Annotated in this window: 27 protein-coding genes and 1 tRNA gene; 26 read left to right on the top strand and 2 right to left on the bottom strand. The window is 59.3% G+C overall.

What is annotated here, in order from left to right:
* Positions 1 to 15: 15 nt before the first annotated feature.
* Positions 16 to 720 carry an SDR family oxidoreductase gene (locus tag VHE12_02350; GenBank protein ID HVZ79624.1) on the top strand — a complete coding sequence of 235 codons (705 nt, stop codon included), beginning with the start codon at positions 16 to 18 and terminating at the stop codon, positions 718 to 720.
* Here VHE12_02350 and folK read toward each other — a convergent pair.
* Positions 648 to 1,556 carry a 2-amino-4-hydroxy-6-hydroxymethyldihydropteridine diphosphokinase gene (gene folK / locus VHE12_02355; protein ID HVZ79625.1) on the bottom strand — a complete coding sequence of 303 codons (909 nt, stop codon included), beginning with the start codon at positions 1,554 to 1,556 and terminating at the stop codon, positions 648 to 650. The genes VHE12_02350 and folK overlap by 73 nt on opposite strands.
* 205 nt (positions 1,557 to 1,761) lie before the next feature.
* Positions 1,762 to 2,037 carry a hypothetical protein gene (locus VHE12_02360; protein ID HVZ79626.1) on the bottom strand — a complete coding sequence of 92 codons (276 nt, stop codon included), beginning with the start codon at positions 2,035 to 2,037 and terminating at the stop codon, positions 1,762 to 1,764.
* Positions 2,038 to 2,046: 9 nt separating this feature from the next.
* Between VHE12_02360 and VHE12_02365 the strand changes: the two genes are divergently transcribed.
* The 25 genes from VHE12_02365 to VHE12_02485 all read left to right on the top strand — a co-directional run bounded on the left by VHE12_02365 (position 2,047) and on the right by VHE12_02485 (position 26,130).
* Positions 2,047 to 3,945, top strand: a complete 1,899-nt coding sequence (locus VHE12_02365; GenBank protein HVZ79627.1) for a hypothetical protein — start codon at positions 2,047 to 2,049, stop codon at positions 3,943 to 3,945.
* A gap of 6 nt (positions 3,946 to 3,951) precedes the next feature.
* Positions 3,952 to 4,833 carry a methylenetetrahydrofolate reductase [NAD(P)H] gene (gene metF, locus VHE12_02370; protein HVZ79628.1) on the top strand — a complete coding sequence of 294 codons (882 nt, stop codon included), beginning with the start codon at positions 3,952 to 3,954 and terminating at the stop codon, positions 4,831 to 4,833.
* Between the two features lie 84 nt (positions 4,834 to 4,917).
* Positions 4,918 to 5,352, top strand: a complete 435-nt coding sequence (locus VHE12_02375; protein ID HVZ79629.1) for a cyclic nucleotide-binding domain-containing protein — start codon at positions 4,918 to 4,920, stop codon at positions 5,350 to 5,352.
* A gap of 110 nt (positions 5,353 to 5,462) precedes the next feature.
* Positions 5,463 to 5,539, top strand: a tRNA-Met gene (locus VHE12_02380).
* Positions 5,540 to 5,565: 26 nt separating this feature from the next.
* On the top strand, positions 5,566 to 6,591 hold the full coding sequence (tilS, locus tag VHE12_02385) for a tRNA lysidine(34) synthetase TilS (protein ID HVZ79630.1): 1,026 nt from the start codon (positions 5,566 to 5,568) through the stop codon (positions 6,589 to 6,591).
* A 152-nt stretch (positions 6,592 to 6,743) separates the two neighbouring features.
* The gene (ftsH, locus tag VHE12_02390) at positions 6,744 to 8,681 is read left to right on the top strand and encodes an ATP-dependent zinc metalloprotease FtsH (protein HVZ79631.1); all 1,938 of its coding nucleotides are present in this window, start codon (positions 6,744 to 6,746) and stop codon (positions 8,679 to 8,681) included.
* Positions 8,674 to 9,231 (top strand): GTP cyclohydrolase I FolE, encoded by a 558-nt coding sequence (gene folE, locus VHE12_02395; protein ID HVZ79632.1) that lies wholly within the window; start codon positions 8,674 to 8,676, stop codon positions 9,229 to 9,231. Before ftsH ends, folE begins: the two co-directional genes overlap by 8 nt.
* A gap of 58 nt (positions 9,232 to 9,289) precedes the next feature.
* Positions 9,290 to 10,162: a dihydropteroate synthase gene (gene folP / locus VHE12_02400; GenBank protein HVZ79633.1), complete on the top strand. Its 873-nt coding sequence runs from the start codon at positions 9,290 to 9,292 to the stop codon at positions 10,160 to 10,162.
* Positions 10,159 to 10,923 (top strand): diadenylate cyclase CdaA, encoded by a 765-nt coding sequence (cdaA, locus tag VHE12_02405; GenBank protein HVZ79634.1) that lies wholly within the window; start codon positions 10,159 to 10,161, stop codon positions 10,921 to 10,923. Before folP ends, cdaA begins: the two co-directional genes overlap by 4 nt.
* Positions 10,923 to 11,336 carry a hypothetical protein gene (locus VHE12_02410; protein ID HVZ79635.1) on the top strand — a complete coding sequence of 138 codons (414 nt, stop codon included), beginning with the start codon at positions 10,923 to 10,925 and terminating at the stop codon, positions 11,334 to 11,336. Before cdaA ends, VHE12_02410 begins: the two co-directional genes overlap by 1 nt.
* 2 nt (positions 11,337 to 11,338) lie before the next feature.
* On the top strand, positions 11,339 to 12,067 hold the full coding sequence (locus VHE12_02415) for a pyridoxine 5'-phosphate synthase (protein ID HVZ79636.1): 729 nt from the start codon (positions 11,339 to 11,341) through the stop codon (positions 12,065 to 12,067).
* An 8-nt stretch (positions 12,068 to 12,075) separates the two neighbouring features.
* Complete coding sequence (locus tag VHE12_02420; GenBank protein ID HVZ79637.1) at positions 12,076 to 12,393, top strand: hypothetical protein; 318 nt, start codon at positions 12,076 to 12,078, stop codon at positions 12,391 to 12,393.
* Between the two features lie 53 nt (positions 12,394 to 12,446).
* Positions 12,447 to 12,950 (top strand): regulatory protein RecX, encoded by a 504-nt coding sequence (locus VHE12_02425; protein HVZ79638.1) that lies wholly within the window; start codon positions 12,447 to 12,449, stop codon positions 12,948 to 12,950.
* Between the two features lie 26 nt (positions 12,951 to 12,976).
* A complete protein-coding gene (gene alaS, locus VHE12_02430; protein HVZ79639.1) occupies positions 12,977 to 15,649 on the top strand; it encodes an alanine--tRNA ligase in 2,673 nt (890 codons plus the stop codon).
* A gap of 100 nt (positions 15,650 to 15,749) precedes the next feature.
* Positions 15,750 to 16,196: a Holliday junction resolvase RuvX gene (gene ruvX, locus VHE12_02435; protein HVZ79640.1), complete on the top strand. Its 447-nt coding sequence runs from the start codon at positions 15,750 to 15,752 to the stop codon at positions 16,194 to 16,196.
* Positions 16,193 to 17,212, top strand: a complete 1,020-nt coding sequence (mltG, locus tag VHE12_02440) for an endolytic transglycosylase MltG (GenBank protein ID HVZ79641.1) — start codon at positions 16,193 to 16,195, stop codon at positions 17,210 to 17,212. Before ruvX ends, mltG begins: the two co-directional genes overlap by 4 nt.
* A 121-nt stretch (positions 17,213 to 17,333) precedes the next feature.
* Positions 17,334 to 18,023 (top strand): ATP-binding cassette domain-containing protein, encoded by a 690-nt coding sequence (locus VHE12_02445; protein ID HVZ79642.1) that lies wholly within the window; start codon positions 17,334 to 17,336, stop codon positions 18,021 to 18,023.
* The gene (locus tag VHE12_02450; protein ID HVZ79643.1) at positions 18,020 to 18,919 is read left to right on the top strand and encodes a permease-like cell division protein FtsX; all 900 of its coding nucleotides are present in this window, start codon (positions 18,020 to 18,022) and stop codon (positions 18,917 to 18,919) included. Before VHE12_02445 ends, VHE12_02450 begins: the two co-directional genes overlap by 4 nt.
* A gap of 28 nt (positions 18,920 to 18,947) precedes the next feature.
* Positions 18,948 to 20,156 carry a peptidoglycan DD-metalloendopeptidase family protein gene (locus tag VHE12_02455; protein ID HVZ79644.1) on the top strand — a complete coding sequence of 403 codons (1,209 nt, stop codon included), beginning with the start codon at positions 18,948 to 18,950 and terminating at the stop codon, positions 20,154 to 20,156.
* Between the two features lie 45 nt (positions 20,157 to 20,201).
* Complete coding sequence (locus VHE12_02460; protein HVZ79645.1) at positions 20,202 to 21,758, top strand: S41 family peptidase; 1,557 nt, start codon at positions 20,202 to 20,204, stop codon at positions 21,756 to 21,758.
* A gap of 62 nt (positions 21,759 to 21,820) precedes the next feature.
* Positions 21,821 to 22,648, top strand: a complete 828-nt coding sequence (locus VHE12_02465) for a divergent polysaccharide deacetylase family protein (GenBank protein HVZ79646.1) — start codon at positions 21,821 to 21,823, stop codon at positions 22,646 to 22,648.
* Positions 22,649 to 22,650: 2 nt separating this feature from the next.
* Positions 22,651 to 23,664 (top strand): tRNA (adenosine(37)-N6)-threonylcarbamoyltransferase complex transferase subunit TsaD, encoded by a 1,014-nt coding sequence (gene tsaD / locus VHE12_02470; GenBank protein ID HVZ79647.1) that lies wholly within the window; start codon positions 22,651 to 22,653, stop codon positions 23,662 to 23,664.
* Between the two features lie 52 nt (positions 23,665 to 23,716).
* Complete coding sequence (locus VHE12_02475; GenBank protein HVZ79648.1) at positions 23,717 to 24,394, top strand: MgtC/SapB family protein; 678 nt, start codon at positions 23,717 to 23,719, stop codon at positions 24,392 to 24,394.
* Entirely contained in the window at positions 24,394 to 25,512 is a 1,119-nt protein-coding gene (gene dusB / locus VHE12_02480; protein ID HVZ79649.1) for a tRNA dihydrouridine synthase DusB, read from the top strand. The genes VHE12_02475 and dusB overlap by 1 nt, the downstream gene beginning before the upstream one ends.
* A gap of 3 nt (positions 25,513 to 25,515) precedes the next feature.
* Positions 25,516 to 26,130, top strand: a complete 615-nt coding sequence (locus VHE12_02485) for a phosphatase PAP2 family protein (GenBank protein ID HVZ79650.1) — start codon at positions 25,516 to 25,518, stop codon at positions 26,128 to 26,130.
* Positions 26,131 to 26,156: the final 26 nt, after the last annotated feature.

Below are 26,156 nucleotides of genomic sequence, written 5' to 3' on the forward strand. Positions count from 1 at the left end.
AAAAATCCAGTTGTTTTGATCACCGGAAGCGCCAGTTTTCTGGGAGCAGCGATCAGTCGTCGGTTCGCCGAATCGGGTTATGACCTGGGACTTCATTACCGCCGTTCGAAGGGGAAGACGCAGAAATTATCCGTTGAAATGGAAGGATTGGGGATCCGGACCATGATCCTCGCGGCTGACTTAGAAGTGGAAAATGACGTGAGGACATTGGTCCCAAAAATCCTGAAGAGGTTCGGTCGCCTGGATGTCCTCGTGAACAATGCTTCACTGTTCTTGCCGGACCCGCCGCTGCATCGCTACCAAGAAAAGAAGTCACTCTTTTCGACGAATGTTTTCGCGCCTTTTCTCTTGGTGGACCAGGCTAAGCCCCATCTGAAGAAAACCAAGGGTAGTGTGGTCAACTTGACCGATATTTATGGAGAGAAGCCCATCCTGAAAGGTTATGAGACCTATAGTGCCACCAAGGCGGCTTTGATCAATCTGACCCGAAGCCTGGCCCGGGAATTGGGGCCCGAGATCCGGGTGAACGCCGTTTCGCCTGGGGCATTCTTTATCCCTAAGACCTACAGCAAGGAAAAAACAAAAAGCCTTTTGGACAAAAGTGCGCTCAAGCGGAGCGGGGAGCCCCGTGAATTGGCCGAGGCCGTCTATTTCATGGCTTCCCACCCCTTTATCACCGGCCAAGTCCTGAACGTGGACGGCGGCAGGTTCCTGATCTGACGGATCTTTTGGTCCTTGGCCTTGAAAGAATGGGCCAATTCAACGACAGGTCTTTCCAATCCAGGGATCACCAAGTTCGGGGCGATCTCCAGTAACGGAAACAGAACGAAAGCCTTTTGGGTGATGTCGGGATGGGGAAGGGTGAAACCTTCAAAATGACCCGAGAGATTTCCCCAAAGGACCATATCAATGTCCAGGGTCCGGGCTCCATTACGGTCCTTGCTCCTTTTCCGGCCGGCCTTTTTTTCGGTAGCGATGATCCATTGACGGATCGAAATGGGATCCAAGCTCGTTCCCACTGAGGCCATCAAATTCAGGAAAGATGGCTGACCCCTTCTCCCGCCAACGGGCGATGTTTCATAAAGGTGGGAAAGAGAACTGATCCCAAAACGACGGTCCAGGGATTCCAAGCCTCTTTTGATGTTGAAAAGGGGTTCAATGTTCGAGCCGAAACTGAAATAGATCCTTTCGGTATTTTCGGCCGTAGCTTCTCGAAGTATTTCAACTCCCACGTTCTGGGAGCCTCGGATGGCCCCTGGTTTTGAGACGCTTAGCCTGACGCGAGGAAGACCGAATTTTTCGATCAAATGCTGGGCCAACCGCTCGGCCAAGGTTTCGACCAATTGGTAACTACTTTTTTCCACGAAAGCGATCGTGGACTTGGCGATCCTTTTGTAATCCAGGGCGTCCTGGATCCGATCCCTTTGGGCGGCCCGGGCAACGCTGGTAGGAAAGCTCAGGTCCAAAATTACATCCTGCTTCCTTTTCCTTTCCCATTCGAAGATCCCGATGATGCAACGGACCTTTAGACCTTTCAGATGGATCAAATCGCCCATGGATGCCCTCTCGTTCTTTTACCTGAATTTCCCTTAATCCTTCAAAAAAGCTGTTGACGGGGTCTGGCCCCTTTGTTCCCATGAATCCATGGTCAAAACCCAATTCCCCCGAGCCCCTGGTCCTTGGACCGCCCTCGTCATCCTGGCCGGGCTTAACCTCATCCTTTTCGGGGATGTCCTTTTTAACGGGGGGGGGCGGGTCCTTTCAAGCGAACAGAACGATCTTTTCCTGCATTTTTCGATCTGGCGTCAGTTTGCCCTGGAACAGCTTCGACAGGGCCATTTTCCACTTTGGAATCCCCACTATCTTTGTGGCTCCCCTTTCCTGGGAAATTTCGAGTCGGCGCTTCTTTATCCCTTGTTTTGGCCAGGAGCTTGGATGGGACTCCCCTTGGCTTTGAACTTTGCGCTGGTGACGCATGTCCTTCTGGCGGGTCTTTTCACTTTTCTTTGGGCCCGCAACCGGGGTTTGTCGTTCCAAGGTAGCCTCTTGTCCGGGGTCATTTTCATGTGGGGTGGGGCTTTCTATCTCCATCTTTACGCGGGGCACCTGCCTAATTTGACGGTCATGGCTTGGGCGCCCCTTTATTTTCTCGCGTTGGACAAGTTGTCGGAAGAAAGCGGAAGTTCTTGGTTCTTTTGGGGCGTCCTCGCCTTGAGCATGCAGGTCTTGGGAGGCCATCCCCAGTATGTTTATTTCACCTCCATTTTGGGTGTTTTTTACATCGCATTTTCATGGAGAGGAAAGGTCGTTCGCACCCTGGGACGATTCGTTTCCATCTATATCGGGGCGGGGTTGATCACGGCCGCCCAATGGGGTCCCGGTCTGGAAGCCTATCTGGAAAGCGTTCGCCGGATCCCAATGGACCCAACCTCCGCGAAAGCCTTCTCATTTTCTCCGGAGAACATACTGACCCTTTTTCTCCCGGATCTTTTCGGGAACCTGCATTCGTGCCCCTATTGGGGCCGCTGGTACTTATGGGAGGTCTCGTTGTTCATGGGAGTGGCCCCTTTCATCTTGGCCGCGATAAGCGTTGTCGCCGGGGGAAAAAGGGCGATCAAGTTGGCCATCTTGGCCGGTATCGCATTCGTTTTTTCTTTGGGAGCCTTTACCCCACTTTTTCCCGTCCTCCAATGGATCCCAGGTTTTCAGGGTATCCGGGGCATGTGTAAATTCGATTTTTTAACGGCACTTTTCTTGGCGATGCTTGCGGGACAAGGGTTGGATATCCTTCCGAGCAAAAAAATCGACCGGGTGACCTTGTTGAGGGTCGTCTCCATCCTTGGGATCGGAATAGCCGCTTTTTCCATTATTTTGTTCGATTCATTGCAATCGGGATGGAGGGGACTTTGGGGTGGGTTCTTTTCCCGTGTTCCTTGGCTCACCCAAACGCTCTCGTCCATGGACCCGATCGCAAGAGGGGACTATGCCCTCCATTCCGGGCTCCAAGCCGCGCATAGTTTATTTTGGGGAAGCGGGACCATGGCCGCTTTCTGTGTACTTTTGGTGATCCGAAAAGTGCCCGCACTGTCGAGTTTTGGCGTCCCCGCATTGGCGGCCCTTGAACTGTTCCTTTTTGCCCGACCGAACCGCCCCACCTTCAATATTCATGACCTTCAAGACCGAATTGGCCAAGTCCGTGCCCTTTACCAAAGGGACCCGGGTGATTACCGGGTCTATGGATCGGTGGACGCGGCCATGGGAATGGGAGGTTACGACATTTGGGAGGATGAGCCGATGGTCCCCCTTCGTTATGCCCAATTCTTATGCCGGACCCAAGGGATCCCCGCGGACAAATTCTTTTCGACATCCCCTTTCTTCACTCGCTTTAACAAAATCTATTCCTTGATCCGGTTGAAATATCTTTTGGGTTGGGGAACCCATGGACTGGAAGCCTATCGTCTTCCTTTTGAACCGTTGCCGAGGATGATCCTTCTTTCCGATTGGGAAAAGGCCGAAGGAGGGAACACTTTGGACCGCCTTTTGGACGGTGGATTCGACCCCCGAAAGAAGGTCCTCCTCGAGCGCGATCCTTCCCTCCCTCCGATCGCGGGGAAGCCTGAAGGAAACGTTCAATGGAAGGACCTTACCAGCGATTCGATCGAAATAACCGCGGATATCCCCAAACCCGAGATCCTTTTAGTAACGGATAATTTCGCGAAAGGCTGGAAAGCCGAAGCTTTCCCGGACAGCTCCTGTGCCCGCTATATCGTCATTCCGGGGGACTATTTCCTTAGGGCCGTGCCCTTGGCGGCCGGTCATCATCATTTTCGGATGGTTTACCGGCCGTTATGGTTCGTGGCGGGGAAGTGGGTCTCGATTCTTTCTTGCCTTTTATTCGGCGCTATGTTTTTATCCTGGCGTCTTTCATCCCCGGTCATCGAGTAGCCCCCCATGAAGATCAAGGACATTTTTGGGGCCCAAAAGCGGGTCCTTTCCTTCGAACTCTTTCCCCCGAAAAGGGACGGCAACTTGGAAGGGCTTTTCCGCACCGTGGGAGAGCTCAAAAGATCGAGCCCGGATTATGTTTCCATTACCTATGGAGCCGGTGGCTCCACTCGGGAGATGACCACCGAGATCGCTTTTCGCCTCAAGGACCAAGGCCTCCTTCCGCTGGTCCATTTCACCTGCGTGGGCCACTCCCGTTCCGAGATAAGACAACTCCTGTCCAAGCTGCGTGACGCGGGCATCGAGAACCTCTTGGCCTTGAGGGGCGACCCTCCCAAAGGTGAGGCTACCTTTACGCCCGCTCCGGATGGGTTCCGCTATGCCCAGGAACTGATCCGTTTCATCCGGTCCGAGGGATTCGATTTCTGTCTTGGGGTGGCCGGCTATCCTGAAGGCCACCCGGAAGCCCTGTCCAAGCAGGACGACCTATTGAACCTGAAAGCCAAACTTTCGGCGGGTGGCGATTTCGTCGTGACCCAGTTGTTCTTCGACAACCAGGATTATTTCGACTATGTGCAACGGCTCCGGGCATTGGGGGTCGCCCAACCCATCCAGCCCGGCATTTGGTTACTGACGGATTATGTTCAGATCGAGAAGATCTGCCATCTCTCCGGCGCCAAATATCCGCAATCATTGAAGGACGTGATCGAGCCGATCAAGGGGGACAAGGAAAAGGTCGCCCAGGCCGGCATCGAATACGCGGCCCAACAGTGCGAAGAATTGTTGCGAAAGGGAGCTCCCGGCATCCATTTTTATGTGATGAATAAAAGCCAATCGGTCCAGGCGGTTTTGGCCCTTCTGAAAGATCGCGGTTTGATGTTCCATTGATACTGGCCGGGTTTTCGCCCTTTGTGAGCCGTAATTTTCGGGATATACTCCTCTTCGAGCCCATCCTTGCCAGCGGAGAAGGTCATGACCGATACCGCCTCTATCTTCAGCCGTTTGCGTAACGTCCTACAGAACACCTATTTCTTTCAATCCCTTAAACTGAACGAGTTGGATGAATTGATCGGCCACCTCCGGATGATCCGGGTCCAAAAGGGCTATGAGATCATCAAACAAGGGGATCCGGGCGATGCCTTCTATTTGATCGCGTCGGGCAAGGTCTCTGTTTGGATGAAGAAGGGTTTCCGCAAGTCCCAGGTCGCCGCCCTCCAGGCCGATGACTTTTTCGGGGAAATGGCCTTGATCTCCAATGAACCCCGCAATGCCACGGTGGTGGCCGAGGAGGTCACCGAGCTTTTCATCCTCCAACGTTACGATTTCGATAAGATCCTCATGAAGAATCCGGTCATCGCCCAAGAGCTCAAAAAAGCCTATTACGAGCGGAAGAAAAAGAACGGGTAAACCCCGCCTCAATCGAATTGACATCCCCTTTCAAGATTGGCATATTCTTCGCCCTGGCCCGGGTCTCCGGCCTTTCCCTTGGGTGTCCAAGGGCACCTCATTCACCGGATGGCGGGGTAGCTCAGTTGGTTAGAGCGACGGTCTCATAATCCGTAGGTCGAGAGTTCGAATCTCTCCCCCGCTACCATTTTCATCGGTCCCAGGCTTGTCCCCATGGAAAGCATCCTCCGTCTTCCCCAAGCTCCTTTCTCTCCCAAGGATCGGCTGATCGTGGCCGTTTCGGGCGGATCCGATTCCGTCGGCCTCCTTTTCCTTCTCCTACGGGACCTTCCCGATGCGTCCGAACGCTTGAGGGTGGCCCATGTCAATTATGGCCTGCGGGGCAAGGCTTCGTTGGCCGATGAAAAAAAGGTCCGCGACCTATGTTCGGACCTGGGGATCCCTTTTCGATGCTTTCGCATCCGGGGATTCGAGGGAATGGTCCGAAAAGAAAAAAGGTCCCCGCAAGACCTGGCCCGGACCATCCGTTACGCTTTTTTCCAAGATCTCGCTCGGCGGGAACGGGCATGGGGGGTCGCCGTTGCCCATCATTGGGAGGACCAGGTGGAGACCCTTTTGGACCGCTTGCTCAGGGGAGCCGGGCCGAAAGGGCTTTCGGGTCTTCGACCCCTCCAAACTTTGGGCCTGACCGCCCGGGGGCGGCCTCTAAGGGTCTGGCGGCCCCTGCTTGGTTTTCCCAAGGCCCGGATCCAGGGATTCCTCAAAAGTAATGGGATCCCGTGGCGGGAGGACCGGTCCAATCGAAAAGATGCCTATCGTCGCAACCAGATCAGGCATCAAATCATCCCCTTCCTTTCCCGATGGAACCCCGGCTTCTCGAGGAACCTGGTCCGACTCGCCGAGGTCCTCCAGGCTGAAAATGAGTTCATCGAGGGACTTCTCCCTTTTCTCGATAAAAAGTTAAGGAGCCGTCGTCGGGGAAAAGACCATGAGTGTTCCTCGTCCGCTTTCTTACGGATGCCCTTGGCCCTCCAAAGGCGATGGGTCCGGCGGGTCGCGGAGGGGTTCACGCCCTTGGCCCGGGGATTCTCGTTCGAAAGGGTGGAAGCGGTCCTTCGGGTCTGGAAGGGGGAGGAAAAAGGGCCTCGGGACCTCGGGTTCGGGCTTTCGGCCGATCGCCGGGGCCAAAAGTTGGTCTTAGCCTATCAGCGGCTACCCTCCAAGGTTTCCCGCCGGTGATGGATCGGTAGGGGTCCTTTTGGGCCTTTTCGGCCCTTGCTTGCAAATGGAAAAGTGGCTCGGTTATCATTCTATTCCTTGCTTCCCTGGATGATCCTTCCTAGGTTGTCCTTGGATCTCACCGCCCATTCCCGTCTTAGAGGAGCCCTTTCGTGAACCAAACCTTCAAAGTCATCGCCGGTTGGCTGGCCTTCTTCGTGATCTTCATGTATTTCGTCAAACAGTTCAACAATACCAAGACCCAGGAAGAGATGGACTATTCGCAGTTCGTGGCCACGGTCCAGAACGGCGAAGCCCAAGCGGTCACCCTCCATACCGAGGATAAGACCATCACCGGCACCACCAAGGACAAGAAGGAGTTCCGGGTGGCCATGCCGGACGATCCGAACCTGGGCCTGACCAACATGCTCCTCAAGGCCGGTGTGGATGTGAAGGTGGAACCGCCCGTCAAGATCGGGCTGGTTTGGCAGATCCTCCTGGGCGCCCTTCCTTATCTCATCATCTTCGGATGGATCTACTTCATGATGCGCCAGGCCCAGTCGGGCAGCGGGGGGGCCTTGGCCTTCGGCAAAAGCCGGGCCCGGCTCGTTACTTCGGGGCAACAGAAGGTCACCTTCGCGGATGTGGCCGGGGTGGAGGAAGCCAAGACCGAGTTGATGGAAGTGGTCGATTTCCTCAAGGACCCCAAGAAATACCAACTCCTGGGCGGCAAGATCCCCAAGGGCGTGATCCTTTTGGGCCCCCCGGGGACGGGGAAAACCCTGTTAGCCAAGGCCGTGGCCGGGGAGGCGGGCGTACCGTTCTTCTCCATTTCAGGTTCGGATTTCGTGGAAATGTTCGTCGGGGTCGGGGCCGCGCGCGTGAGGGACCTTTTCGAACAAGGCAAAAAACACGCACCCTGCATCATCTTCATCGATGAGATCGACGCGGTCGGGCGCCAACGCGGCGCCGGACTGGGAGGCGGCCACGACGAGCGGGAACAGACCCTGAACGCCATGTTGGTGGAGATGGACGGTTTCAATACGAACACAGGCGTCATCCTCATCGCAGCCACCAACCGCATGGACGTGCTCGACCCGGCGTTGCTCCGTCCCGGCCGTTTCGACCGGCAAGTGGTCGTGGACCGCCCGGACCTGGGCGGCCGCGAGGCCATCCTGCGGGTCCATGCCAAGAACGTGAAGCTGGCCGACGGCGTGGATCTGGCGGTCATCGCCCGCCGCACCCCTGGTTTTTCGGGAGCGGACCTGGCCAACCTTATCAATGAAGCGGCGCTCTTGGCCGCCCGGCGGAACAAAAAGGCCGTTGAAATGCCCGAGATGGAAGAGGCGATCGACCGTGTCATGGCGGGGCCCGAGCGCCGCACCCGGGTCATTTCCGACGAAGAAAAGAAGATCGTGGCCTTCCACGAATCGGGGCACACCATCGTGGGCAAGATCGTGGATAAATCCCACAATGTGCACAAGGTCTCCATCATCCCCCGGGGTCACGCCGCCTTGGGCGCGACCTGGTACCTGCCCAACGAAGAAAGGTTCCTTTCTTCCAAGACCGAGTTGCTCAACAGCATTACCGCCCTATTGGGCGGCCGGACCGCCGAAGAGCTGACCTTTGGGGACGTGACAACCGGGGCCGGGAACGACCTGAACCGGGCCACCGATATCGCTCGGGCCATGGTCTGCGACTACGGTATGAGCGAGAAGTTGGGGTCCATCACCCTGGGCCGGAAGGACGACATGGTCTTCATCGGCCGGGACCTCATGAAAGAAAAGACCTATTCGGAACAGACGGCCCAAATGATCGACGCCGAAGTGAAACGCATCGTGGAGGATTGCCACAAGCGCGCCATGGAGATCCTCAAGAAAAACCGGAAGACGCTCAAGCTCATGGCCGAAGTACTGTTGGAAAGGGAGGTGTTGGATGCTTCGGAGGTGGACTCCCTGATGGCCGGTAAAAAGCTGCCCCCCAAGCCTCCCTCAAAGGACAACGCACCCCCGTCCACTCCTTCCTCCCCGGCTCCCGTCGCGCCTGGTGTGGTGCTGAAGCCCCAGACATCGCCTTCCCAAGCCATCCGGGGTGGTATGGACCTTGGATAAGGCCCGGATCGAAAGAGCCGTCCGTGAGATCCTCATCGCCATCGGGGAGGACCCAAAGCGGGAAGGGCTGAGGGATACCCCCAAGCGGGTCGCCCGCATGTACGAAGAGGTCTTTTCCTGCATCGGCAAGGACCCCCAGAAGGCCATCACGGTCTTCGAAACCGAGGGGCATGAGGAAATGGTCATCCTCAAGGACATCCCCTTCTATTCCATGTGCGAACATCACCTCTTGCCTTTCTATGGGAAGGCCCATGTGGCCTATATCCCCAAGAAGGACCGTTTGGCCGGGCTCTCCAAATTGGCCCGGGTAGTGGAGATGGTCTCCCGGGCTCCCCAATTGCAGGAACGGATCACGACGCAAGTGGCCGACACGCTCATGCGGGTGCTCAAGCCCCACGGGGTCTTGGTCATCGTGGACGCCGAACACCTTTGCATGACCATGCGGGGGGTCAAAAAACCAGGTTCCCATATGACCACTTCCGCCGTCCGGGGGGTCTTCCAAAAGAACGACATCACCCGCAAGGAAGCCCTTCAGCTCATCGGAAGGTAGACCCCTCCGAACCCCGAGCATCCACCCGGTGATCTCCGATCCGCGCGAGGCCATCCCAATGAAATCCCAAGCTTGGTCCCTTCCCTTGGCCCAGGGGAAACCTTTCCGCTGGAAGGGACGCACCTTGGTCATGGGCATCCTGAACGTTACCCCCGATTCTTTTTCCGATGGAGGGCGTAGCTTGGATCCGGCCCATGCGGTCGAACATGCCCTTCAAATGCAGGAAGAGGGGGCTGATTGGATCGATGTCGGCGGGGAATCCACCCGTCCCGGGGCCCATGGGGTGACCCCCTCCGAGGAGAGAAAAAGGGTCCTACCCGTTTTGAAGGCCTGCGCCAAGGTCCTGAAGATCCCCCTTTCCATCGACACCTATAAGTCGGAAGTGGCCGAAGCAGCGGTCGAGGCCGGCGCAAGGCTTGTCAATGATGTGGGGGCTTTGAAGCTGGACCCGCGCATGGCCAGGACCCTGGCGCGTCTCCAAGTGCCGGTCATCCTCATGCATATGAAGGGCAAGCCCCGTACGATGCAAAAAGCCCCCCGTTACCGGGACTTGATGGGCGAGTTGATCGGGTTCTTCGAGGAAAGGGTCCGATACGCCGTTTCCCAGGGGATCCTAAAAGAAAGGATCCTGTTGGACCCGGGATTCGGGTTCGGGAAGATGCCTTGGCACAACATCGAAATGACGCGGCGCTTGGGCGAACTCCAGTGCCTGGGGCGGCCCATTGTTTTTGGCCCCTCCCGTAAATCCACCCTAGGCCATCTTTTGGGCGGTCTTCCGCCGGAGGAACGGGTCGAGGCCACCGCGGCCGCGGTAACGGCGGGCATCCTCCACGGAGCCGACTGGGTGAGGGTTCATGATGTCAAAGCCATGGTCCGTGTGGTAAAAATAGCCGATGGCATCCGTTACGACCGGGGGCTGACCCAACCTTGAACAACCTGTCCGCGCTGTTTTCCAACCTGCGGCTGGCCGACCTTTTGGACATCCTGGTCGTCAGTTTCCTCATCTATCAACTCCTCCTGCTCATTCGCGAGGTGCGGGCGGTGAGGATCGTCCTGGGTTTCACCATCCTTTTCCTGGCCGCGGCGGTGGCCAGCCAGTTCCATCTGCTCACCCTGGACTGGCTCTTGAGCAATTTAGGCCCCTTTTTTCTCATCGCCTTCGTGGTCGTCTTCCAGCCGGACCTGCGGCGCCTCATCACCCAACTCGGCCGGGGCGGCCTCTGGGGCGGGGTCTTCCAGGGGGATGCGGTCCTTTTCAAGGAGATCACCCAAACGGTCCGCGACCTGGTCAAATCCAAACGGGGCGGCCTCATCGTCCTGGAGCGGGACGACAGCCTCCAGAGCGTCATCGAGACCGGGACCAAGATCGAGGCCGAGGTGACCTCCGAGTTGATGGGGGCCCTTTTCGTGCCCCGCTCCCCCTTGCATGACGGGGCCGTCGTCATCCGCTCCGGAAAGATCGCGGCGGCGGGCTGCATCCTGCCCTTGAGCCAGAACCCGCAGCTCAGCCGATCCTTCGGAACCCGGCACCGGGCGGCGGTGGGAATCACCGAGGAGACCGACGCCCTGGCCATCGTGGTATCCGAGGAGAACCATACCATCGCCTTCGCCATGGCCGGCAAGGTCACGCCGGAGATCGACGGGGACACCCTGGAAGAGATGCTGACCCTTTACGGCACGAAGGTGGACTGATGAAACGGCTTTTCTTCGAGAACCTGGGGTTGAAGATATTGGCGGTCCTGATCGCCATCGTGCTTTGGGCCTATGTGGGTTCCCGCCAGGTGCTGGAACGGCGATTGAGCCTGCGGATCGAATATTCGGAGATCCCCCCCAGGATCACCCTCGGATCCAATGTCCGGACCTGGGTACAGGTCACCCTCATCGGCCGCAAGGACAGCGTGCTGGACATCAACCCGGAGGACCTGAAGGCGACGGTCAGCTTGAAGGGCTATCCGGTCGGCCAAAAGGAGATCCTGGTGCATCCCAAGGTGCTGAACCTGCCGGCAGGAGTGATCGCCAATGTAGCCGATTTCACCGTTCCATTGGTCATCCAGCCGGAGGCCAAGCCGTCACCGGGCCCAGCCAGGCACAACGGAAAGAAGTAAAGATGGCCAAACTTTGCGTGAACATCGACCATATCGCGACACTGCGCCAGGCCCGGTTGGAAGAGGAACCGGATCCGATCCAGGCGGCGCGCCTTGTGGAAAGGGCCGGCGCCCATGGCATTACCGTCCACCTTCGGGAGGACCGCAGGCACATCCAGGACCGTGATGTCCTTGAGCTGCGAAAAAAGGTCGAGACCAAGCTCAACCTTGAGATGGCCGCCACCGACGCCATGATCCGTTTCGCCCTCAAGGTCAGGCCCGACCAGGTGACCTTGGTCCCTGAAAAACGGAAGGAACTGACCACCGAAGGAGGTCTTGCTTTGGCCGGCTCTCCGGCCCGCTATGAGCGGGCCATCGACATGCTCCAGTCCCAGAACATCCCCGTGTCCCTGTTCATCGCGCCCATCGCCCGGGACATCCAGCTCTCCTCGAGGCTGGGGGCCACCTTCATCGAGCTCCACACCGGATCCTATTCCCGGGCCTTTCGACAGGGTGGTCCGGTCCGTAAGGAGTTCGTCAAGCTCGCTCTCGGGGTCCGGCTGGCCCATGACCTGGGTTTGCGGGTCCATGCGGGCCACGGGCTGACCTACCAGAACGTGTCCCCGGTGGCCGAAATGCGCGAGATCGAGGACCTCAACATCGGGCATAACATCGTCGCCCGGGCCGCTATGGTAGGATTGGAGAAGGCCACCCGGGAGATGTTGGCCATCCTGAAAAAAGCCGAACGTTAGGGGGGAACATGGGTAAATTCATCGTTGTTGTGGCGTTGCTGATCGCGGGATGGATCGGCTGGTACCTATGGAGCCAGGTCCAAGAGGCGCCCAAGGAAGCCACCTACGACGCCTATACCAAAAGGGTCGTCGCCCAGGAACAAAAGGCCAAAGTGGTGGCCTCGGGGGCGAACGTGGAAACGGTCCGCGATGCCGTCGAAAAATACAAGAGCATGAAAGGCGGCAATCCCGCTTCCTTGCAAGACCTTGTTCCCGATTATCTCGACCACATCCCGGGTGGTGTGGGTTATGACCCCGCTTCAGGCGCCGTTTCCGCCATCCAATGACCGAAGGGGATCCCACTTGAAGGGCCGGATCCTTCCGGCCCTTTTTTCTTCCCATGAAACGATCGAAGCCCCTCCAAACCGAAGACCAAGCCTACCGTTACGCCCTTTGGCTCCTGAACCGCCGGGCCCATAGCCGTGGGGAGATGATCGGGAAATTGAAGCGAAGGGACCTTCCCTTCGAACTCCAAGGGAAGGTCCTGGCCCGGTTGGAGGCCAAGCGCTTCATCGATGACCGGCAGTTCACGGAGATCTTCATCCGGTCCAAACGTTCGCAGAATTGGGGCCCCCGCAAGATCGAACTGGCACTTTTACAAAAGAAGGTGCCCCGGGAACTCGTCCAAAGGTCCTTAGGCACGGATTTCACCCGGGACCAGGAGAAGGAACAGGCTCGCGAATTATTGAGCCGGCAAAGAGCGCGTTTTATGGGCCAAAAGGAGAAAAAGCCCGGGGACCGCAAGCGCAGGGCCTTCGACTTCCTGGCCCGCAAGGGCTATTCCCTGGAGGCGGCCCGCCTCGCGGTGCTGGAAATTTTCCGCTATAATCCCGAACTTCCTTGAACGAGGAAAATTCCCCGAGGGGCCCCATGAAAGTTCCCACCACCGGTCATGAGATCCGCCAAGCCTACCTGGACTTCTTCAAGTCCAAGGACCACAAGGTCGTGCCTTCGTCCTCCCTGGTCCCCGAGAACGACCCTTCGCTCCTCCTGTCCAATGCCGGAATGAACCAGTTCAAGCCCTATTTCCTGGGGACCATCCCTTTCCCCCACAAGGTCCCCTATGCCGCTTCCTGCCAGAAATGCTTCCGCACCGGCGACCTGGAACGGGTGGGTTATACCGCCCGCCACCATACCTTCTTCGAGATGCTCGGCAATTTCTCCTTCGGCGGTTATTTCAAGAAAGAAGCCGTCGAATGGGCCTGGGAGTTCGTGACCGGCATCCTGCAACTGGACAAGTCCCGGCTCTGGGTCTCGGTCTATGAGAAGGACGACGAAGCCATCGAACTGTGGAAAAAGGCCGCCCAACTGCCCCCGGAGCGGATCGTCCGAATGGGGGAGGATTCCAATTTCTGGACCATGGGGCCGACCGGGCCTTGCGGGCCCTGCTCCGAGATCTATGTGGACCTTCAACCCGAAAAGGGCTCCCCGAAGGATTTTGAAAAAGAGGCCGATGCGGGCCGGTTCCTGGAGATCTGGAACCTGGTCTTCACCCAATTCGATCGCCAAGCGGACGGGACGCTCAAACCCCTGCCCAAACCCAATATCGACACCGGGATGGGCCTGGAACGGGTGGCCAGCGTCATGCAGAAAGCGCCCTCCAATTTCGAGACCGATTTGATCGCGCCCCTCATGCAGGCCATCGCGAAGGCCGGCAACATCCAGTTCCAGCCCGATGGTTCCCAAACCTATACCTCCATGAAGGTCATCAGCGACCACCTGCGGGCCACGACTTTCCTCATCGCCGATGGGGTGCTTCCCTCCAACGAGGGCCGGGGTTATGTGCTCCGCCGGATCCTGCGTCGGGCGGTGCGGCACGGGAAATTGATGGGGTTCAACGGGCCTTTCCTCGCCCCCTTGACCCTGAAGGTCGGGGAGCTGATGGGTTCGGTCTATCCCGAGGTCAGGGACCGCAAGGACCATATCGTGAACGTGGTGCGCGCCGAGGAAGAGCGCTTTTTTGAAACGCTGGCCGCGGGCACCGAACGTTTGCTGGAGAAGATCGAGGGTCTGAAGAAGACCCAGGCGACCGTTCTCTCCGGCGAAGAAGCCTTCACCCTCTACGATACTTATGGGTTCCCCTTGGACATCACCAAGGAGATCCTCCGGGAAAAGGGTTTCGGATTGGACGAGGCCGGTTTCGAAAAGGCCATGGAAAGCCAAAAAGAGAAGGCCCGTTCCGGCTGGAAGGGAAGCGGCGACGCCGCCCTGCCCCCTCTTTATAAAGAGATCGCCGCCAAGGTGCCCGCGACGCAATTCAAAGGCTATGAAAAGACCAAGGACCTGGGCCAAGTGATCCATTTGACCCGGGTGAAGGACAAGAAACACGAATCGGTGGCGCAGTTGAACGAAGGGGAATACGGGTTCGTGATCCTGAACCAAACCCCTTTCTACGCCGAGAAGGGCGGACAGGTGGGCGATAAGGGCGTCCTCCAAGGCTTCAATTCGGCCGAGATGTCCTGGGCCGATGTCCTGGATACCCAGATGGTTTCCGACACCCTGGTGGGCCATTGGTGCTTCATGAAGCGGGGCAAGCTCGAGGTGGGCCAGAAGGTGGAGGCCACGGTCGAGGAAAGCGAACGACGGGCCACCATGCGCAACCACACCGCCACCCACCTGCTCCACGCGGCCCTTCGGCAGGTCCTGGGCACCCATGTGGGCCAGGCCGGTAGTTACGTGGGTCCGGACCGTCTCCGCTTTGATTTCACCCATTTCGAAGGTGTCAAGCCCGACCAATTGCGCCGCATCGAGACCTTGGTCAACCAGCGCATCCTGGACAATATCGAGGTCACCAAGCAGGAAATGTCCTTCGATGAGGCCAAGAAGAAGGGCGCCATGGCCTTCTTCAGCGAGAAATACGGGGAGCGGGTCCGGGTGGTGGATGTGCCCGGGTTCTCGACGGAGCTTTGCGGCGGCACCCACGTGACGCGGACGGGGGACATCGGGTTCTTCAAGATCGAGAGCGAGGCCTCCGTGGCCTCGGGGGTCCGTCGTATCGAGGCGGTGACGGGCGAGGGCTCCATGAACCGGGTCTATCAGGAAGAAGAGACCCTGAAAGGGATCGGCCAATTGCTCAAGACCCCGGTCCCCGACGTGGCGGCCAGGGTCCAGGCCCTTCTGGATGAATTGAAGACGAAGGAGAAAGAGCTCTCCTCCCTCAAATCCAAGCTCGCGGGAAGCCTGGTGGACGAGGTCCTGGGAAAGAAAAAGGACATCAAAGGGATCCCGGTGGTGGTGGCCCGTACCGACGAACTGGATGCCGAAGGGATGCGCCAATTGATCGATACCCTGAAATCCAAATTGGGGAGCGGGGTGATCGTGTTGGGGAGCGGAAAGCCCGACCAGATCGCCTTTATCGCCGGGGTCACCAAGGACCTGACGGCCAAGGTCAAGGCCGGCGATATCGTCAAGGAAGTGGCCAAGATCACCGGCGGCGGTGGCGGCGGCCGGCCCGACCTGGCCCAGGCCGGGGGCAAGGACGCCTCCAAGGTGGATGAGGCCTTGCGGCAGGTCTTCCTTATCCTCGAAAAGAGCATTCCCTGAAGAGTGGTGTCCCTATGGAACGATCGTTCCACCATTCCGGCCGTTCGATCCCGATGGGTGAACGGCGCAAGCCGACCCTTTGTGCTGGGGGGATCGTCCGATGAAGCGTTGGCTGGCGCTGGACCTCGGTCAAGTCCGCATCGGTGTGGCCCTGTCGGACCCGCTCGGGATCACGGCCCAACCCCTGACCGTCCTCAAGGCCGCCGGCACCCAAAAGGACATCATCGCTATCGGGGAGTTGGTCGACCAGAACCAGGTCACCCAGGTCATTGTGGGGCTTCCCCTCAACATGGACGGGACCGAAAGCACGACCACGCAGCGCGTCCGGGATTTCACCCGAAAACTTGCCGGGCGGTTGAGCGTTCCCGTCCTTTTCGTCGATGAACGCCTGACCAGCAAGCAGGCCGAACGTATCATGATCGAAGGGGATACCCGCCGGGAGGACCGCCGGGAGAAGATCGATAAAGTGGCCGCCGCCCTCTTGTTGCAATCCGCCCTCCAGGGGGCGGCCCTGGTCCCGTTGGATCCCCCGAAGGAACAAGCATGAAGATCCTCAAGATCTATGGTTATGTTTTCCTGGTCCTGTGCCTGGCGGGGACCTTCCTCTTCGTCCCGACCTTTTTCTTCCCCGGCCCCGAATCGGATGTCCCGGTCTATTCCAAGACCACGGCCCGCCAGATCGCCCAAAGCCTGGAGGAAAAAGGGATCATCCATTTTCCGGTGTTGTTCCGGGCCCTGGCCAAGTTCACCCACGCCGATCGGAAACTGAAGGCGGGTCTCTACCGGTTGAACCCCCGCATGAGCCTTTGGCAGGTCCTTTCCATCCTGGCGGAGGGCCGAAGCCAACTCCTGGCGCTCAAGGTCCCGGAAGGCTATACGGTCGAGCAGATCGGGAGGGAACTGGAACGGATGAAGGTCATGCCCATGACCGATTTTGTCGCGGCCGCCGAGGACAAGGAACTCCTGAAGGCCCTGGGCATCCCCGGCCCCAGCGCGGAGGGCTATCTTTTCCCCGAGACCTACCGGGTGCCGGTGGGCGCCAGCGCCCAAGCCTTGGTGGAGCTCATGGTCCGCCAATTCTTCGATTCCGTCGGGGCCGATTTCGAACCCAAGGCACGGGCCAAGGGATTGAGCCCTTATCAAGCGGTCATCCTGGCTTCCATCGTCGAGAAGGAAACGGGGCGCGCCGAGGAAAGGCCGCTGGTGGCGGCAGTGCTCTATAACCGGCTCCACCAAAAGATAAGGTTGGAGGTCAACGCCACCCTCAATTACATCCTCTCCGACAAGCGGGCTTGGCTGACCCATGAGCAGTTGGGCACCCAATCCCCCTACAACACCTACCAGCACCGGGGGCTCCCGCCGACCCCCATCTGCAATCCGGGTTTGGCGGCCTTACAGGCGACCCTGGATCCGGCCGAAGTTCCCTATCTTTTCTATGTCGCCAAGGGTGACGGGACCCAGCTTTTCTCCTCGACCTTGGCCGAGCATGACCGCAACGTAGCCCTGGCCAAAAGGATCCGCCATCAGCAGCGGCTCAAAAAAAAGCTGGAAGGGTCCCAATAGGTCCGCGGCTTAGCTTTCCCTTGCTCTCCCTCGTCTCCTGCCTTAATTTAGCTTCCATGTCGTCCTTCCTCCGGGCAATCCATGACCAGCCTCCGGGCCCTTCCCGCGGGAGCGCCGCCGAATGATGATCCAGGCCTTCCACCTGACCAAGGTCCATCCTTCGGGCGTCAAGACGCTCGATGACGCCCATTTCTCCGCCACTGAGGGCTCTTTTACGGTGATCGTGGGCGAAAGCCGCACCGGGAAAAGCACTTTCTTGCGGATCCTGGGCGGGGAGGAAAAGCCCACTTCGGGCGTGCTCCGCGTCGACCACAAGGATATCCATTCCCTGAGCTCCCGGGAAAAGCGGGAATGGCTCTCGGAAGTGGGGTTGGTCCTCTCCGACCTCACCCTTTTTCCCGAAAAGACCGTGGAGGAGAACATCCTTTTCATCCTCCAGATGAAGGGCGCGGCGGGTGAAGGGGACCGGGAAGCCATCCGGAAGCTCTTGGCCAAGGCCGGCCTGGGTTCCAAGATCGGCGCCAAGCCCAAGGACCTTTCCTCCGGAGAGCATCGGATGGTACTGGCCTTGCGCTCCATGATCTTCCGGCCACGGTTGCTCCTGGCCGATGAGCCTTTCCAGGGATTGGACGAGGCGAGCGTGGCGGTCCTTTCCAAGTTCTTCCTGGAGCTCCATAAGGGCGGTTGCACCATCGTCCTTTCGACCCAGGAGGCATCCTTCCTCACCGAACTCCGGAAACAGGGAGCCCAGGGATCCATCCAGTGGACCAAGTTGGAAAAGGGCCGCTTGTGGCCCATGGAGGCCCTATGAACCCCTCTCGCCTTTTTTATGTCCTCCGGGAAGGGTTGGCCCAGGTGCTGCGGGCCAAGGGCCTTTCGGCCGCCGTCATCGTCATCGTCGCCTCCACCTTGCTCCAGCTTTCGGTCTTCCTGGGAATCTCCAAGACCTTCGAGAGGGCCTTGGGAACGGCCCGGGAAAAATTCGAAATGGCGGTCTTCCTCACCGCCACCGCCGACAAGACCGACCATCAGAGGATCCAGAACCTCCTGTTGGGCGACCCCCGGGTGGCTTCGGTGCGGTTGGTCACGAAGGAGGAGGCCCTGCAGGAGTTCCGCAAGGATCCCGAGATCGACCGGATGCTGGATGCCCTGGACGAGAACCCACTGACCGATTCCTTCACGGTGGTCCTACGGCAGGATGTTTCCGGGAAGTTGGACGATCTAGCGGGGACATTAAAGAGCGACCCGAGGGTCGAGGACGTGGATTATGGTAAGGGCGAGTGGGAAACGGTCTCCAATATCTCCCGCCTGGTCCGTTGGGGCGGGGTGGGCCTGGGTTCCCTGGTGTTCCTCGCGGCCCTTTTCATCGTTTCCAACACCCTGACGCTGGCCCTTTGGGCCCGCCGGGAGGACCTTCTGCTCATGGCACGCATGGGGGCCCCGGGATGGATGCAGAAGGGCCCTTACCTGGTCGAAGGGATCCTGCAAGGGCTCCTGGGTGCCCTACCGGTCCTGTTTTTCCTGGAGCTCCTGCGGCACGGTGTCGTGTTCGCGGCCCAGGAATGGGCGGGACTCCAGGCTTGGTTCGACCTGCCCCGTTCGGATTGGTGGGAGCTTTACGGGATCCTCCTGTTCCTCGGGACCATCCTGGGCTTCTTGGGGGCCTTCCTGGCCGTCCAAAAGAAATGGGTCCGGGAATTGAAGTGAGATCCATCCGCGCTGAAGGAAGGGCCGTTTGAAGACAATCCTCAAGATCTTCCTCCCCATGGCGTTGCTTGCGCCCGCCGTTCTTTCCGCCCAAGAAGCGGCCCCCACCCCCAGCTACCGCCAGATCAAGAAGAACCTCCGCCAACACAAGAAGGACCTGGACGCCATCCGCAAGAAGATCGACGAAGAAAAACGGAAGAAGCATATCGATGAGGTCCGGGAGAAAAGGACCCTCGGCCGATTGGAACAGGTGGACCGTGCCTTGGGGAGATTGAAACGGGAAAAGGAGGTCAACCAAGCCGACCTCCAGGAGACCCGGACGCGGCTTTCCGCGTTGTTGGACCGTAAAGCCCTCAATGAGAAGGACCTGGCGGCCAGCCGGGCCCTGTTGAAAAAAAGGCTCCGGGACCTTAACCGCATGTCCTTCCGCAAGCCCTTCCTCGGCGGGCTCCTGGACTCGGAGAACTTCAGCGAACTTTCCCGTAAACTCCGGTTCGAACTGATGCTCGCCCAGAGCAATGAAAAGATATTGAACGCCACCCTTTCCCAAAAGGACCGCTTGGACAGGTCCACCGCCCTTTGGGACAGCGAGCAACGCCGGAAAGAAAGGGTGTTGGGGGCCCTGGGCCGCCAGGAAAAGAACTATTCCCGGGAAAAAAAGAACCGGACCCGGATCCTGGCCTCCATCCAAAAGAAAAAAGAAGACCACGAACGTTATATCGAGGAGCTCAACCAAGCCGCCCGGGAGCTCCAGGAGAAGGTCTCGGTCTTCCTCAAACAGGCGGAAGAAGCCCAGAAACAGAAAGCCGCTTGGGTGCCCGCCGGGAAGGGCCTGGCCTCCGGCCGGGGACGACTGGCTTGGCCGGTGTCCGGACAGGTCATCCAGCACTTCGGGCACCGCAAGAACGTCCAATTCAAAGAGGTGGTGGATAACAGCGGTATCCAGATCCAGGCCGACGCCGGAACGCCCATCAAGGCCATCGCCGGCGGCAAGGTCCGTTTCGCCGATTGGTTCAAAGGTTATGGAAAACTGGTGATTTTGGACCATGGGGAAGGGTATTATTCCATCTACGCCCAAGCCTCGGAATTGGCCGTGGCCGAGGGCCAAACCGTGGCTTCCGGTCAGGTCATCGGCGCCGTGGGGGATACGGGTTCCCTGGTCGGGAACAGTCTCTATTTCGAGATCCGCAAGAACGGCATTCCCCAAGACCCCCTTCTTTGGCTCAAGCCCCGCTAGTCACCGCCATTCCCGCACCCAAATACGCCGTCTTCGGAGGTCTTCATGGATCGTCGTCCATCACCCTGGAAAGTGACCCTTTTGCTCCTGGCCCTTTGCGGGGTCAGTTTCGCCGCCGGGGTGGCCACCCAATCCATCAGCCAAAAGAAGGCCGACCAAGAGGATGTCTATAAATACCTCCAGCCCTTCGCGGACGCGCTGGCGATCATCCGCGAGAAATACGTGGATGTGGACAAGACCGATCCCAAGGCCCTCGTTTACGGGGCCCTGAACGGCATGGTCAATACCCTGGACCCCTTCAGCCAGTTCATGCCGCCGGACCAGTTCAAGGACATGCAGACCGAGACCTCCGGCAAGTTCGGGGGGCTGGGCATCGAGATCGCCATGAAGGACGAGCGGCTGACCATCATTTCCCCCATCGAAGGGACCCCGGCGGACCGGGCGGGCCTGAAGGCGGGGGACCGTATCGTCAAGATCAACGACATCACGACCCTGGGCATGACCATCAACGACGCCGTCAAGCGCCTGCGCGGCAAGGTGGGGACCAAGGTCACGATCTCCGTCCTGCGGGACGGCCTGGCCGAACCCTTCGACGTGACCCTGGTACGGGACAACATCAAGATCGAGAGCATCCACGCCTATATGCTGCCCCATGACATCGGTTATGTGCGCATCTCGGAGTTCATCGACAACACCACCGATGATTTCATCAACGCCGTCCACAAGCTCCAGGAACAGCATGCCCTGAAGGGCCTGGTGGTGGACCTGCGCAACGATCCGGGCGGTCTTTTGAACGAGGCCATTGGGGTCTCCGATTATTTCGGAAAACCGGGGGATATGATCGTCTCCACCAAGGGACGCAGTGAATACCAGACCCAGGAATACAAGGCGTCCAACGGTGAGAAGTTCGATGAAAAGAAGCCGGTGGTGGTCATGGTCAACGAGGGAAGCGCTTCGGGCGCCGAGATCGTGTCGGGGGCCTTGAAGGACTGGAAAAGGGCCGTCCTAATCGGTTCCAAGACCTTCGGCAAGGGGTCGGTCCAGACCATCCTGCCCCTGGAGGGCAGCGATGGGGCGGCCCTGCGGCTCACCATGGCCAAGTACTACACGCCCTCGGGCGTCTGCATCCACGGCATCGGGATCAACCCGGACCTGGACCTGCGGGGGCATGACCTTTCCGAATCGACCCTGAAGGTCTACAGCAAGCAGATGCCCGAGAAGTTCGCCGAGGAGAAGGTGAAAACGGGCCTCCCGGCCGGCGCGGACAACGAAGTGACCCCGGCGCTCATGAACGAATTCCTCGATTATTGCGTGAAGAACGTGAAGAAGGTGGACCTGGAGGAACTGAAAAAGGACAAGGATTATCTGTCCGACAGCCTCTACGTGGAGCTGATGCAGGAAAAGGTGGGGGAAAAGAAGGCCCGCGAATTGGCCGTGATCCACGATCCGCAGGTGAAGGTGGCCGAGGAGATCGTTGAGAACGGGGGCCGTATCAGCAAGGATCTTTACGCCAAATACCCAAAACGCAGGGATGATGAGAAGGCCGGCGAGAAGAAGCTGGAAGAACAAAGGGCCAACAAGCACGGGGATGACGGAGAATAGCTTCCTTGGGTCTTTTCGCGAGGCGTTATCGGATCTCTGAGAAAGGGGCCCTTGGGCCCTGGTTGGCCATCCTTTTGGCCTTGGTCGTTGCGGGGGCGGCCATTTGGCTCTACCTACGGACGCCCGCTCCCCCGGAGAACAACCCACCGACCCCCATTCCCAGGGCGGCGACCCCGACGCAGGTCGCCGTGGCCCCGTCGCCCGTGCCGACCCTCTCCCCGGGCCCCAAGATATGCCTCATCATCGACGACGGGGGCTATCAACGGGGTGAGGCCCTGAAGGCCCTCTACACCATCCGGGTCCCCATCACCGTTTCCATCATCCCGGACGTGGAATTCTCCACGGTTTTGGCCGAGGAGTTCCCGGAGCACGGGATCGAGGTGATGTGCCATATGCCCATGGAAGGCCATGAAAAGGGAATGGTCGGCAATGCCTACAAGGCGTTGTTGCGCAAGGGGATGGATCCGTCCCTGGCCCGGCAACAGGTCATCGATGCCTTGAAAGGCCTGCCCCATTGCCGGGGCCTGAACAACCACATGGGAAGCGTGGCGACGGAGGACCTGACCTTGATGAAAGCGGTTTGTTCGGTCCTCCGGGACCAAGGCCTTTATGTCATTGATTCCAGGACGACCGCGAAAAGCCAGGTGGCCCGTGCCGCCCGGCAGGAAGGGGTCCCTTGCGCTTCGCGCAACGTGTTCCTGGATAATCAGGAAACACCGGGCGCCATCCAGGCTCAATTGGTCCAAGCGGCCGCTTATGCCCGAAAGCATGGGCTGGTCGTGGCCATCGGTCATTTCAAGGTCACCACCTTGAGGACCTTGAGCGAGGTCATCCCAGGGCTCGAAGAACAGGGTTTCCAGTTCGTCCATCCCAGCCAAGTGGTGAAGTGAGGATGGCCCGGGAAAAGGACCTGGTCCTGGGGATCGAATCCTCCTGCGATGAGACCGCGGCCGCGGTGGTGTTGGACGGGCACCGGGTCCTGGCCAACGAAGTGGCTTCCCAAGTCGATATCCATTCGCGTTATGGCGGCGTCGTACCGGAGGTCGCCTCCCGCCGCCATTTGGAGACCCTGCCCCTCCTGGTGGAAGAGGTCCTCAAACAGTCCCAGGTGGCCTATGACGATCTGTCGGGGATCGCCGTCACCGCTTCTCCCGGCCTGATCGGAGCCCTTTTGGTGGGGCTCTCGGCGGCCAAGGGCCTGGCTTTTCGTTTGCGCTTGCCCCTGGCCACGGTCCATCACATCGAGGCCCATCTTTATGCGGTCCAATTGGACGCCGACCCGGTGGTGTTCCCGGCGGTGGGGCTCGCCATTTCTGGAGGCCATACCGAGCTCTATCGGATCGAGGATTGGGGGTCCTACCGTCTGCTGGCCTCGACCCGGGACGACGCGGCCGGGGAGGCTTTCGATAAGGTGGCCAAGTTGATGGGGTTGGGCTATCCGGGAGGACCGGTCATCGAAAAGCTCGCCCAAAGTTCCTTGGGGCCGGTCGATCGGTTCCCGGTTTCCCGGATGAAGGACGGGAGCCTCGATTTTTCCTTCAGCGGCTTGAAGACGGCGGTGATGCTGGAGATCAAGAAGACCCCTCCCCGGGATGACGGCGACCGGGCCCGGCTGGCCGCCCGTTTCCAGAAGACGGTCCTGGAAGAGGTCCTGACCCGGGTCGAAGAGGTCTTGGACCGGGAAAGACCGAGGTCCCTGGTCATGGGTGGCGGGGTGGCCTGCAACCAGGCCCTTCGCGAAGGATTGGGAACGGCCGCCCGGTCCCGGGGCATCGCCTTCCACGTTCCGCCCCCCAAATATTGTGCCGATAACGCCGCCATGATCGCGGGTTTGGGCGCCTATCGGATCGCCAAGGGCCAGGTCGCCTCCCTCTCGGCCACTGCCGCCCCTTACGCCAAGTTGTGACCTGGGCCGCCAAGCCTTGGGGGCCCTAATTCGGACCTGCTACAATGCCCCTATGAACGACCTCCCTTTTTTCCAGGATATCGGCCCCATCGCCATCCGGCTTTTGATCTCGATCTTTTGCGCCGGACTCATTGGATGGGACCGCGAGCGCCTGAGGAAGCCCGCGGGGCTGAGGACCCATATCCTGGTGGGGATCGGGGCCTGTCTCATGACCCTGATCTCCCTTTTGATGAGCCGGGTCGAGAACGGAACGGTGATCTTCGATTCCCGGATCGCGGCCAATGTGGTGGTCGGGATCGGATTCCTGGGGGCGGGAACCATCCTCCATCCGCGGGAAGGGGTGGTGTCGGGTTTGACCACGGCCGCCAGCCTCTGGGTCGTGGCCGGGATCGGCATCGCGGTGGGTTGCGGCTTTTATGCCGGGGCTTTTTTGACCACGGTCCTGGTGCTTTTGACCCTCTATCTCATGAACCGACTGGACGACCACATCGAGGGCACCCTTTACCATAGTGTGACCATCCATGCTAGGATGACGCCCCATTTGACCGAAGATGCCAAGGAACTCCTGAGGACCATCGGCATCAGGATCGTCCGGACCATGACGGTCAACGAAGCGCCGGAGGGAAAGACCGTGACCATCCATATCCATCCGGTCCCCCTGGCCAAGGGAAAGCAGGCCGCCCGCCGCATCGAGAAACTCAGGGGCGTCCGGGAAGTGGAGTTGAACTGATGAGCGTGCTGCCACGAGAGGATAAAGGGGCCATCGACCAGGCCCCAGGGACCCCGCCCCCCCAGGCCCTGGATGGCGCCCCCATGGCCGCGTTCGGCAAGGCCGCCCGCGAGTTCAAGCTGGGCGACCTGATCCTGAACGGCCGGGTCTTCCTGGCCCCCATGGCGGGGTATACGGATACCGCCTTCCGCCGCCTGGCAAGGCGCTATGGCGCGGCCATGGTGGTCACCGAGATGGTGTCCTCGCGGGCACTGATCGCCGGGAGCGACAAGACCAACGACCTGATGGAATTCACCGAGCCCGAGCGTCCCGTGGGCGTGCAGCTTTTCGGCGGCGACCCCGGCATCATGGGGGAAGCGGCGGCCCGGGTGGCCGAGGAAGTGAAGCCCGACCTCATCGACATCAATTTCGGCTGTCCCGTGGGAAAGATCCTCAAGTGCGACGCGGGGGCCGCGGTCCTGAAGGAGCCCCAACGGGCCGGATGGATCGTGGAGGCCATGGTGAAGGCCACGGACGGCAAGGTGCCCATCACGGTCAAGACCCGGGCCGGGTTCGACACCATGGACAATTCGGTCTTCGAGCTCTTGCAGTCGGTGGAAGAGGCGGGGGCCTCGGCCCTGGCCATCCACGCCCGCACCCGCAACCAGATGTTCGAGGGAAAGGCCGATTGGGAGATCATCGCGAGGCTCAAGCAGAAGGCGCACATCCCCATCATCGGGAACGGGGACGTGAAGAGCGCCGCCGATGCCTATCGCCTATTCCAGCAGACCCATTGCGACGGCATCATGATCGGGCGGGGAAGCATGGGCGCGCCCTGGATCTTCGAGGAGATCAACCATTACCTGGAAACGGGGAAACCCCTGCAGGGTTTCAGCCTGAAATTCCGCTTGGGAGTCGCCCTCGAACAGTTGAAGTGCTCCATCGAGGTGAAGGGACCGAGGATGGGGCTCATGGAGATGAAAAAGCACCTGACCCATTACCTCAAGGGCTTCGAGGGCGCGAAGGACCTTCGACAGAAATTGCTCACTTCCGACGACGCCGATTGGGTGGTCAAAACCCTGGGTGAGATCATCGGGACATTGCCCGAAATGGACCCTATCCCGGTCCAGGCTTCCTGACCCTTGGAGGACCTCCTCTATTCGGCGGACGTGGCGGTCTTCCGTTGGATCAACCGGGGCTGGTCCTGCCCCTTCCTGGATTCTTTTTTTTCCTATATCACGGACTACCGTCATCCCCTCATGTTGGCTCTCATTGTGGTCCCGGTCTTTTATTGGCTTTGGAAGGGAGGGTCCCAGGGGCGCTGGCTGGTCTTGAGCCTTTTCGCCGCCGTCCTGATCTCCGACCAGACGGCCAGCCATGCGATCAAGGGCCTGGTCGAACGGGTCCGGCCCTGCAACGCCCTGGACGGTGTGCTGACCCCCTTGGGGAAGAGCGGGGCTTTCTCCTTTCCCTCCAGCCACGCGGCGAACATGGGTTCTTCCATGTTCCTTTTGTCGATGGCCTTTCCCGCCCGGCGGCCCCTCTTCCTCCTCATCGCCCTTTTGGTCGGTCTGTCTCGGGTCTATTTAGGCCTCCATTACCCTTCGGACGTCCTTTCGGGTTATGTCCTCGGGGTCCTCTGTGGTTGGGGTGTTTGGTGGATGGTGGAAAGGATAAGAAAACCCGTTTTGGAGACCGGGGAGGTCAAACGGGGACCATTGGCCGCGAAGAAGCGAAGGAAAACCAAAAAAGCGTAGAATATGGGATATTCGCGCCTTCGGCT

The organism is bacterium (assembly GCA_035549195.1).
Taxonomy (GTDB): Bacteria; Oederibacteriota; Muellerivitia; order Muellerivitales; family Muellerivitaceae; genus DASZRK01.